Origin of the sequence: Streptomyces sp. DH10 (assembly GCF_029813805.1) — a bacterium.
GTDB classification, from domain to species: domain Bacteria; phylum Actinomycetota; class Actinomycetes; order Streptomycetales; family Streptomycetaceae; genus Streptomyces; species Streptomyces coeruleofuscus.
On record NZ_JARVKU010000011.1, the window covers coordinates 300,031 to 309,715 of the forward strand.

Sequence of the window (9,685 nt, forward strand, 5' to 3'; positions counted from 1 at the left end):
ATGCCGGGTCGGTCAAGCCTGAAATATTCACACCGAATACGGATTCCAGAGCCCGCCCTTTCTGCAATCCGACTGTTAGGGTCGGATTTCCGTCCGAGACCCGGCCTTGCACTGCAACGCCCTCAGGTCACTCAGGACACGGCACTTGACAAAGTGCCGCCCACCCTTACACCCCACCCATCCGACCGGAACGGGATTTGACATTCCACGTCTTTTCCCTGTCCGGGTGAATCGGTTTTTTGCGCCCCTCGCCCACCTTTGGAGTTCTCCCTTGTCTGCCGACAGCACAATCACGGCCCCCGCGCAGCCGGGTACCGATGCGTCCGGGGCTTCCCCGGGCGGCCGGCACCTCGGCCTGGCGCTCTTCGTGATCGCCGCGGCCCAGCTGATGGTGATCCTCGACGCCACGATCACCAACATCGCCCTCCCCGCAATCCAGACCGACCTGGGTGTCACCGACGCGAACCTTGCGTGGATCGTCAACTCCTACGCGCTGGCCTTCGGCGGGCTGATGCTGCTCGGCGGCAAGGCCGGCGACCTCTTCGGCCGTCGCCGCATATTCCAGGCGGGCATCGCCGTCTTCACGCTCGCCTCCCTGCTGGGCGGACTCACCCCGAACGAGGGCCTGTTGATCGGCGCTCGCATCCTCCAGGGAGCCGGCGCCGCACTCGCGGCGCCCAACGCGCTGGCCCTGATCACCACCACCTTCCCGGCCGGCAGGTCACGCAACACGGCCATGGGCGTGTACGCGGCCATGGGCGGCGTCGGCGCCACGGTCGGCCTGCTGCTGGGCGGCGTACTGACCGACGCGCTCGACTGGCGCTGGGTGTTCTTCATCAACATCCCCATCGGCCTGGTCGTCCTCGCCGGCACCAAGAGCCTCGTCGAAGCCGAGCGGCACCCCGGCCGCCTGGACGTCCCGGGCGCCGTCACCGGCACCGGCGGCCTGATCGCCCTCGTCTACGGCATCACGCGGGGCGGCGAACACGGCTGGACAGACGGCCTCACACTGGCCTCGTTCACGACGGCCGCCGTACTGCTGACGGTGTTCCTGGTCATCCAGTCGCGCGCCGCGGACCCGATGATGCCGCTGCGGCTCTTCAAGGACCGCAACCGCTCCGGCAGTTACGCGACGATGCTGTTCGTCGGGTCGGGCATGTTCGCCATGTTCTACTTCCTGACGCTCTACATGCAGCTGATCCTCGGCTTCAGCGCGGTCAAGACCGGCTTCGCGTTTCTGCCGTTCAGCGTCGGCATGGCGGCCGCCGCGGGCATCAGCTCCAAGCTGATCACACACCTGGCGCCCCGGCTGATCGCCGGCCCGGGCCTGCTGGTCGCGGCGGGCGGCATGTTCTGGTTCGCCACCCTGGAGCCCGGCTCGTCGTATGCCGGACACCTGATGCCGGCGATGTTCGTCACCGCGCTGGGGCTCGGCATGAGCTTCGTCCCGATGACACTCGGCGCGGTCAGCGGCGTCGACCACCAGGACACCGGTATGGCCTCGGCGCTGCTGAACACCGCCCAGCAGGTCGGCGGCGCCCTCGGTCTGGCGGTCCTGTCGACGATCTCCACGTCGGCGGCGAACGACCAGCTCCCCGAGGCGGCCTCCGCCTTCTTCAGGGGCCTGGCCACCAAGGACTTCCCTCTGGTCGCGAAGGCGGGCGAGGCGCTGACCCACGGCTACACCATGGCCTTCGTCGCCTCCGGCGCCATGTTCCTGGGCGGTCTGGCGGTCATGTTCCTGGCCGTCAACTCGGGCAGGCAGCAGCACGCCGAGGGCGCCGCGCCCCTCCACATGGGCTGATCTCACGGACGGGGCAACCCCGTTGCCGCGAGGGCCGACGCCACCAAGGGCACGGCCCAGCAGAGACGGACCCGTCCCCGACACGGCCACGACGACGTACGGCGGAGGCGTCACACCACGACGCCTCCGCCGTACGGGAGCGGACACACCATGACCACCCCACAGCGCTCTCAGCCGGACCCCTGGTCCGAACCCCCACAGCCGGCCCAGCCCGACGCGGCCCTCACCCGGGCCTTCGCCCTCCTCGGTGAACCATGGAACGGCCTGATCATCGCGGCCCTGGCCAAGGGCCCGGCCGACTTCACCCAAGTGCGCGAGCGCGTCCCCGGCATCAGCGACGACACGCTCGCCGAACGCCTCCATGACTTGACCACCGTCGACCTGGTCTCCCGGACCGCCCGCCCGGGACCGCCACCCAGCGGCCGGTACGCCCTGGCCCCCCACGGCAACGCCTTCCTCATCCCCCTGGCCGCCCTGACCGTATGGGCACAGGACCACCTCCCCGCGAGCGACTCACCAGCACCGGCGGGCTGCTCGCCCCTCGTCAGGAGTTGTCGATGCCCAGTCTGCCCGCGCCCCTTGCCCGGATGATCGAGGTCCGGGGAATGCCGTGCACGGTGACCGGGACAGAAGATCTGTCTCCGTCGTTCCGGCGGGTCCACCTCGCCGGCGAGCGCCTGAAGCCAGGTGACCACGTTCCTGGTCTCGCCGACCGCTTTCCGGCGCTACACGCCGGACGCGGTCGACACGGTCACTGGACGCATGTCCATCCTGTTCCACCGGCACAGCACCGTTACTCCGGGCCCGACTTCGCCCGGTGACGCGTGGCTGGACGGTCTCGCGGTCGGCGACCCGGTCTCCGCGATGGGGCTGGAGGCGACGCGCGGCTTCCGGGCGCGTGCCGAACCGGGCACCACGCTGGTGTGCGGCGACGCCACGACCGTGGGCCTGTGGTACTCGATGATCCACTGGCTGGGTGACCGGGCCCGCGTTTGCGGTGTGGTCGAGGTGCCCGCGCAGGACGTGCCCGTGGTGCGTGACCTGCTGCCCGGTGTGCAGGTCGTCGCGCAGAGCCCGCAGCCGGGAGAGGCGCTGTTGTCCTGGCTGGGCGACGCCCCGCCCCGGGAGGTCACGCGGGCCTACCTGGCCGGGCACGGGCAGACCATCCAACGCGCACGGAATGTGGTCCGTACCCGGTATGACCTGCACCGGTCCGTCATCCACACGCAGCCGTACTGGGCGACGGGGAAGGTGGGCCTGTGACCGGCGGCAGGACGTACCGAGCAGGCTCCCCTGGTTGCGCCGGCCATGGGCGACACCCGGCCACCGACGCCCGTCCGGGACGCCTGCTCGCCCACCTCGAAGACGCCTGGCACGGCACGCACCCGCCGCACACCAGGTGTCGACCCGTGCGCTGCGCGCGGGCACCCAGCACACGGAATCCGACGGGCTCCTCACCGGATCCGTGCGGGACACACGCTGGTGCTGGTGCGGCGTCGACTTGATCCCGGCCTTCGCGAGCATCGGCACCATCGCCGTGGCGCTCTCTTCGGTGCCGTAGTCGTGGTCCGACGTGCGGATGCGCACCGCGAGCCCGTCCTGCCCGGAAGGCGCCTCTCGTGCCCACGGGAAGCCTTGTATAGTCGACAAACGACCAAGGAGGGCGCCAGGATGGCCCACAAGTTCGAGTGGCAGGAGCAGCGGACGACGACGCCGGACGGCGTCTACCGCGTGCTGCGCGAGGCCATCCTCGACGGAACCGTCCCTCCTGGTGGCCAGCTGCGCGAGGCGCACATCGCCGCGGACCTCGGGATCAGCCGGTCCCCGCTGCGCGAGGCGCTGACCAGGCTGGAGGAGGACGGACTGGTCGTGAGGATCCCCTTCCGCGGGGCGTTCGTCGTTGAGGTGAGCGCTCGCGAGGTCGCCGAGATCGCCTCGGTCCGCCTGCGTGTCGAGCCGTACGCCGCCGAGCTGTCGGCCGAAGCCCTGCGCGGTACCGAGCAACCTCAGCTGATGCAGACCATCGAGGATCTCCACCGGGCCATCGAGAAGGACGACATCCCGGGCGGCATCGACGCGCACCTCCGCTTCCACCGGCTCTTCTACGACCTCTCGAACCACAGCGTCCTGCAGAGTCTCTGGAACGGCTGGGAGACCAAGCTGCGCCTCTACCTCAGCGTCGACCATCGCACCTACAGCGACCCGCATGATCTGGCCGTAGAGCACGAGAGGCTGGCGAGGGCCGCCCTGGAAGGCGACAGCGACGCGTTCCGCCAGGAACTGGCCGCCCATTTCAAGTCGGCGCTGCAAGCCCAGCCGGGAGACGGAACCTCGTAGACGGTTCCGGCGGCACGCACCCACCGATGGCAAGGTCCTTGCGCCGCGCGGGCCGCGTGTGTCCCGGGAGAAGTCCGGAACCACACCCGGCCCGACCGCGTCACTCCGCCACGTCCGCGCCCCGCGCGGGGCGTCTGTGTGGCACCTACTTGATGAGGTCCTTGAACTTGTAGTAGCCGCCCGCGAAGGGCAGGAACCAGGGCGGGCCGAAGTGGCCCGGGATCCGCTTGAAGGGCAGGTCGCTCCAGGGGTTCGCGGCCGGGGTTCCGTTCATGTACTCGGCCATCTGCTTGCCCATGTGCGTCGCCATCTGGACGCCGTGGCCGGAGTATCCGAGCGAGTAGAACAGCCCGTCCTGCTCGCCGGCGTGCACCATCCGGTCCATGCTCATGTCGACCAGGCCGCCCCAGCAGTAGTCGACGCGCGCCTTCGTGAGCTGGGGGAACACCTCGGTCATCGCCTTGTGCAGGATGCGTCCGCTCTTCTCGTCCGACTGCCGGCCGGCCATGGCGAACCGGGCGCGGCCACCGAACAGCAGCCGGTCATCAGGGGTGATCCGGAAGTAGTTCAGCAGGTTCATCGACGTCGACGCCATTCGCCGGGTCGGCAGGATCTGGTCGCAGAGATCCTTGCCCAGCGGTTCGGTCACGATGATGAAGCTGCCGACGGGCGCGATCCTGACCTGCTGCCAGCGGAACGGCCGGCCGGTGTGGCCGCTCGTCGCGACCAGCACCTGGTCGGCCCGGACGGTGCCGCGCGGCGTGACCAACTCGTGCTTCGTGCCCCCGAGCCGCTCGATCCTCTCGACCGGAGCCTTCTCGTGGATCGTCACGCCGATCCGCGCGGCCGCCTCCGCGAGGCCCTTGGTGAACTTGCCGACGTGCAGCCCCGCGCTCCTGGCCTCGACCATCCCGCCGTGAAAGCGGTCGGAGCCGATCTCGGCGCGGATCTCGCTCCTGGGGATCAGACGGGTCTCCAGTCCGAGCCGGCCGGACATGATCTCGTGGGTCTTGCGCAGACCGTCGAGGTGAGCCGGCTTGGAGGCCAGGTTCAGCTTGCCCGTGCGAGCGAAGTGGCAGTCGATTCCCTCGTCGGTGACGAGCTTCTCGAGGGTGTCGACCGCGTCGTGATAGGCCATCAGGTACGCCTTCGCGGTGTCGAACCCGTAGCGGGCGACCGCGTCACGGAAGCCGATCGACAAGCCCGTGGTGGCCATGCCGCCGTTGCGGCCCGAGGCTCCGAAGCCGACGGTGTCCTTCTCGAAGACGTGCACGTTCGCGCCCTTGCGCGCCAGGTGCAGTGCCGCCGACAGGCCGGTCAGGCCGGCCCCGATGATCGCGATGTCGACGTGCCCACCGATGTCGGTCCGGGACCGGTCCGGCCCCTGGGGAGCGGTGTCGAGCCAGTAAGGGGTGAACTTCATGTCGCTGCTCTCTCCTGCCAGTGCTGTCAGCCGCTCTGGGACGCACGTGGGTCAGGCCCTGCTTCGATGTCCGCCTGTCGGATCCGCTCTGAGAGGAGGCTCGGGGCCCGTTGACAGTGCTCGACCATACTCATATGGTCGACAATCGACAAGCGACAACTTGATGGCTGTCTCGCAGATGACAACTGGAGAAACCATGAGATTCGAGAGCAAGCCGAAGTTCGTCACGTTCGACATGAACGGGACTCTGATCCACTTCCGCATCAACGAGGTGATCCGCCGGGTCCTGGGTGACCGGCTCCCGGCCGAGGTCGCCGACGAGTTCCTGCGGACCGGCAACCAGTACCGGATCGACGAGTGCCTGGGCGCCTACCAGCCGTTCCACCAGGTCGTCGCCCGCCCGCTGGAACGGACCATGCGCAGGTTCGGCCTTGAGTACCTCGAGGCCGACGGTCAGGCGGTGTACGAGGAGATCCCCACATGGGGCCCCTACCCCGGCGTCACCGAGGCACTGCGGCGCCTGGCCGAGGAGTACCCGCTGGTGATCGTGACGAACTCCGACGACGTGCATGCGAAGCGCCTCGTGGAGAACCTCCAGGCCCCGTTCGAGGTCGTGATCACCGCCGAGGAGATGGGCGTCTACAAGCCCCGGCTCCGTGCCTTCGAATACACGCTGGACAAGCTCGGCGTGGCACCCGACGAGATCGTGCACGTCTCGGCGAGCCCGAAGTACGACCTGCGCTCCGCGGCCACCATGGGCATCAAGAACACGGTGTACATGGACCGTGGCTTCGAGCGCGACGAACACTGGCTCGGCTACGAGCGGATCACCGACATCGCCGATCTCCCCGTCCTTCTCGGGCTGCCCCGCCCTTGAGGAAAAGGTGACCCCGGCATCACCGACCACGTCGTTCTCCACGCCGAGACGTCGGCCGCCCGCCGTGCTCGCGCGGGCGGCGGCGATACCCGCCGGACCGTCGAATCCGGCATCCCCGCAGCATGCGCCCCTTGACTCGGTCTCAGCCCACTGTCATTCTCTTGCCACTTTTAGCGTGAAGCATCAGGAAATCGCGCTAGACGGGATAGATAGCGGCCCGAGGTCCACCTCCGGACAGTGATCGCCGTCCCTGAGGTCCGAGACCACCACCGCCACCCGGACGCATTCTCCCGAATATGTACGGGCCCACCTTCACCTTCCCCCGCGTGCGGAACCCTCCGCCCTCGCGCAGCCGCAGGGCGGACCGGCCCGACTCCACGACCGCTGGCATCCCCCTCAGCCCCGGCACAGTCGGTCCCACGCGCCCCTAGATGAGGAGTATTGCCATGAGTGATCCCCAGATCGGCCGGAGAGCGCTCCTGCGCGGAGCAGGCGGTCTGGCCGCCCTCGCCGCCCTGCCTTCCCTCGCCGCCTGCGGTACCGGCACCAGCCGCAGCGCTTCCACCGGCACCGGTGGGAAGGGCGGCAAGACGGTGGTCGTCCGTGACAGTGGCGGTTCCTACGGCGCGGCCCTGCAGAAGGCGATCTACACGCCGTTCACGCAGGAGACCGGGATCGGCGTCAAGGTGCTGAACCTGGACGACGCCCCGCTGCTGGCCCAGATCAAGCAGGGGCGCCCGCAGTGCGACCTCATCAACAACTCGATGATGTCCCACCACAAGTACGTGAAGCAGGATGCCCTGGAGGCGCTGGACCCCGGCCGGCTCAAGAGCCTGAAGAGCGCCAAGATCCCCGAGAACCAGATCACCGACCACGCCATCGGGCACAGCTTCTACGGCCAGTGCATCGCGTACCGCACGGACGCCTTCGATGGCCGCAAGCCGGAGTCGTGGGCGGACTTCTGGGACACCAAGGCGTTCAAGGGCGGCCGCGCGATGGTCAGCCCGGACGGTGACCTGCCGGAGCTGGAGTTCGCGCTGCTGGCCGACGGTGTGCCGATGGACAAGCTGTACCCGCTGGATGTGGACCGCGCCTTCAAGGTGCTGACCCGGCTGCGGGGTGACATCAAGAAGTTCTGGGACAGCGGCCCGCTTCCCGGCGTGCTGCTGAGCCGCCAGGAGGTGACGATGTCCACCGTCTGGGACGGCCGGATCGCCGATCTCCAGAAGCAGGGCGTCCCGGTGGAGAGGCAGCTCAACGGCATGCGCCGCCAGTTCCAGGGATACGCCATCGCCAAGGGCGCGGCCAACGTGGACGGCGCCTACCAGCTCATGGACTTCTCGCTGCGTGCCGAGATTCAGGCCAACCTGGCCAAGGCCTTCCCCTCGAACCCGTCCTCTCCCGTGGCCTACGCCAAGCTCACCGAGGACGAGCGCAACGCTCTCGCCGGTGCGCCGAAGTACTACGACAAGGGTTTTGACGCGGATCTCGACTGGTGGCTGAAGAACGAAGCGGCCGTCACCAAGCGCTGGCTGGAGTGGGCCCGTGGCTGAAGCCGAATTCGATGTGGTCACACCGTCTGTGAAGGTGGCCGGCAGCACCCTGCCCACCGCGACGGGCAAAGCGCTGTCGGTGGTGGCCCTGCGCAAGACCTACGGGGACGTCGTCGCCGTCGACGAGGCGTCCATGGAGATCGCGGCCGGGGAGTTCGTCACCTTCCTCGGCGCCTCCGGGTCGGGCAAGACCACGACCTTGATGATGATCGCGGGCTTTTGCGAACCGGACTCCGGCACCATCACCGTCGGGGACCGTGACGTGACGCGGCTCGCGCCGCAGAAGCGAGGCCTGGGTTTCGTTTTTCAGCAGTACCTGCTGTTCCCGCACATGACCGTGAGCGAGAACGTCGCCTTCCCGCTCACGCTGCGCGGAGTGCCCAAGGACGAGATCCGCAAGCGGGTCGGGGAGACGCTGGAGATCGCCGGTCTGTCCGGCTTCGGCGGCCGCAAGCCGCGCGAGCTGTCCGGCGGTCAGCAGCAGCGTGTCGCGCTGTGCCGGGCGCTGGTCTACCGCCCGCCGGTGATCCTCATGGACGAGCCGCTGGGCGCGCTGGACAAGAAGCTCCGCGACCAGCTCCAGGTCGAGATCAAAGCCATCCAGCAGGAACTCGGCCTGACCGTCATCTATGTGACGCACGACCAGGAAGAGGCCCTGGTCATGTCGGACCGCATCGCGGTGATGCGCAACGGCCTGATCGAGCAGTTCGACACCCCGAGGGAGCTGTTCGAACGGCCCAGGACCCCGTTCGTGGCGGACTTCCTCGGCGCTGCCAACTTCCTGCCCGGGCGCATCGATCAGCACACCGACGAGCACACCCTGGTCCGCCTCGATGCGTCCGGCGGCCTGATCAAGGCACGGCGCCACCAACTGGCCTCCGGTACACCGGTCAAGGCCGCCGTCCAGCCGGGCAGGCTGCGGGCCTGCGCCCCCGACGACGGCTTCTGCACCGGCACGGTGGAGACCGCCACCTACGTCGGCACCCTCGTCCGGGCCGGCGTGCGCATCGACGGCGGTGACGCGCCGCTGCTGCGTCTGGAAGTACCGGCCGGCCGCGGCCCCGTCACCGGCGAACGGATCGGGATCACCGCCGACCCGGACGACGTCAACCTCTTCGTCGACGAACAGGGAGGGTGAGCCATGGCCGCCCTCACCGCCACTGCCCCCGCCCGTCCGCGCAAGCTCCTGGCCTCGCGCAAGACCCGGGTCGGCATCCTCTACGCACTCCCGGTTGTCGTCTACCTGCTGGTGCTGTTCGTCTACCCGATCTTCACCACGCTGTTCCTCAGCCTGAAGAACGCCGACGGCTCGCTCACCCTGCACTGGTACGCCGAGGCCCTGACCGGGGTCAACCTCTCCGTCCTGATCACCACCCTGCGGATCTCCGCCGAAACGGCGCTGCTGAGCCTCGTCTTCGGCTTCCTCCTGGCCAACGCGATCTCCCGGCTCAAGCCCCTGTGGGCGGCCCTGGCGATGCTGATCGTGGTCGTGCCGCACTTCATCAGCGCCCTGGTGCGCACCTACGGCTGGATCATCCTGCTGGGTGACAAGGGCCTGGTCAACGAGACCCTGGGCGCCATGTCGGTACCAGGAGCGCCGTTCCGGCTGCTCTACAACGAACTCGGCGTGGTCATCGGCACCACCTCCATGATGCTGCCCTACACCGTGCTGCTGCTGTACGGGGTGATGC

General features: G+C 68.6%; 10 protein-coding genes. 9 read left to right on the forward strand and 1 reads right to left on the reverse strand.

Annotated elements, in window-relative coordinates:
• Nucleotides 1-271: 271 nt before the first annotated feature.
• The 5 genes from QC385_RS24025 (at nucleotide 272) to QC385_RS24045 (ending at nucleotide 4,141) form a co-directional block, all read left to right on the forward strand.
• The gene (locus QC385_RS24025) at nucleotides 272-1,804 is read left to right on the forward strand and encodes an MFS transporter (protein ID WP_279543410.1); all 1,533 of its coding nucleotides are present in this window, start codon (nucleotides 272-274) and stop codon (nucleotides 1,802-1,804) included.
• Nucleotides 1,805-1,954: 150 nt separating this feature from the next.
• On the forward strand, nucleotides 1,955-2,395 hold the full coding sequence (locus tag QC385_RS24030) for a winged helix-turn-helix transcriptional regulator (protein ID WP_279543411.1): 441 nt from the start codon (nucleotides 1,955-1,957) through the stop codon (nucleotides 2,393-2,395).
• Nucleotides 2,396-2,491: 96 nt separating this feature from the next.
• Nucleotides 2,492-3,067 carry an SIP domain-containing protein gene (locus QC385_RS24035; protein ID WP_279543412.1) on the forward strand — a complete coding sequence of 192 codons (576 nt, stop codon included), beginning with the start codon at nucleotides 2,492-2,494 and terminating at the stop codon, nucleotides 3,065-3,067.
• Between the two features lie 136 nt (nucleotides 3,068-3,203).
• Nucleotides 3,204-3,365, forward strand: coding sequence for a hypothetical protein (locus QC385_RS24040; protein ID WP_279543413.1), 162 nt, complete (start codon nucleotides 3,204-3,206; stop codon nucleotides 3,363-3,365).
• A 110-nt stretch (nucleotides 3,366-3,475) separates the two neighbouring features.
• The gene (locus tag QC385_RS24045; protein ID WP_279543414.1) at nucleotides 3,476-4,141 is read left to right on the forward strand and encodes a GntR family transcriptional regulator; all 666 of its coding nucleotides are present in this window, start codon (nucleotides 3,476-3,478) and stop codon (nucleotides 4,139-4,141) included.
• A gap of 145 nt (nucleotides 4,142-4,286) precedes the next feature.
• On the opposite strand, the gene QC385_RS24050 is transcribed toward QC385_RS24045, so the two are convergent.
• On the reverse strand, nucleotides 4,287-5,564 hold the full coding sequence (locus tag QC385_RS24050; RefSeq protein WP_279543415.1) for an NAD(P)/FAD-dependent oxidoreductase: 1,278 nt from the start codon (nucleotides 5,562-5,564) through the stop codon (nucleotides 4,287-4,289).
• A gap of 196 nt (nucleotides 5,565-5,760) precedes the next feature.
• On the opposite strand from QC385_RS24050, the gene QC385_RS24055 reads away from it, so the two are divergent.
• The 4 genes from QC385_RS24055 to QC385_RS24070 all read left to right on the forward strand — a co-directional run.
• The gene (locus tag QC385_RS24055; protein WP_279543416.1) at nucleotides 5,761-6,441 is read left to right on the forward strand and encodes a haloacid dehalogenase type II; all 681 of its coding nucleotides are present in this window, start codon (nucleotides 5,761-5,763) and stop codon (nucleotides 6,439-6,441) included.
• Between the two features lie 446 nt (nucleotides 6,442-6,887).
• On the forward strand, nucleotides 6,888-7,994 hold the full coding sequence (locus QC385_RS24060) for an ABC transporter substrate-binding protein (protein ID WP_279543417.1): 1,107 nt from the start codon (nucleotides 6,888-6,890) through the stop codon (nucleotides 7,992-7,994).
• A 28-nt stretch (nucleotides 7,995-8,022) separates the two neighbouring features.
• Nucleotides 8,023-9,132: an ABC transporter ATP-binding protein gene (locus QC385_RS24065; RefSeq protein WP_279543432.1), complete on the forward strand. Its 1,110-nt coding sequence runs from the start codon at nucleotides 8,023-8,025 to the stop codon at nucleotides 9,130-9,132.
• 3 nt (nucleotides 9,133-9,135) lie between these two features.
• The coding region (locus QC385_RS24070) for an ABC transporter permease (RefSeq protein ID WP_443032973.1) at nucleotides 9,136-9,685 on the forward strand (550 nt) is incomplete at its 3' end.